Source organism: Pseudomonas paralactis (genome assembly GCF_001439735.1).
GTDB lineage: Bacteria > Pseudomonadota > Gammaproteobacteria > Pseudomonadales > Pseudomonadaceae > Aquipseudomonas > Aquipseudomonas paralactis.
In genome coordinates this window covers 1-551 of record NZ_JYLN01000036.1, presented here as the reverse complement: position 1 = coordinate 551, position 551 = coordinate 1, and the positions used below count along the sequence as shown (strand labels likewise).

The window sequence follows — 551 nt, the reverse complement described above, 5'->3', positions numbered from 1 at the left end:
ACATTCGCCGAAAATTCGAATTTCTCGATTAAGAGAACTCACAAATTTTACCTTAGCCTGATCCGTTACCAGTGAAAGTAACGTTCAGTCTATCTTTCTATCACATACCCAAATTTTTAAAGAACGATCTAATCAAAGACTAGAAATCAATATTCACTTCAGAATATTCATTTCTAAACTCTAACAGCAGAAGCAGTTAATGGTGGAGCCAAACGGGATCGAACCGTTGACCTCCTGCGTGCAAGGCAGGCGCTCTCCCAGCTGAGCTATGGCCCCATAACAAAATTGGTGGGTCTGGGCAGATTCGAACTGCCGACCTCACCCTTATCAGGGGTGCGCTCTAACCAACTGAGCTACAGACCCAATTTCGAGCGCGTAACTGATTAGCTAAGAGCTATCAGCTTGGAGCTTAAAGCTGCTTCTATCGTCTTCTTCAATGAATCAAGCAATTCGTGTGGGAACTTATGGAGCAGCTGATGTCGTCGATTAAGGAGGTGATCCAGCCGCAGGTTCCCCTACGGCTACCTTGTTACGACTTCACCCCAGTCATG

2 tRNA genes and 1 rRNA gene are annotated in these 551 nt (G+C 45.6%); all 3 read right to left on the bottom strand.

Features of this window, described 5'->3' with window-relative positions:
- Positions 1-200 precede the first annotated feature (200 nt).
- Positions 201-276: transfer RNA gene (locus TX23_RS26640), tRNA-Ala, on the bottom strand.
- 10 nt (positions 277-286) lie between these two features.
- A tRNA-Ile gene (locus TX23_RS26635) sits at positions 287-363 on the bottom strand.
- A 124-nt stretch (positions 364-487) separates the two neighbouring features.
- Positions 488-551: ribosomal RNA gene (locus TX23_RS26630) — 16S ribosomal RNA — on the bottom strand; the annotation flags it as partial.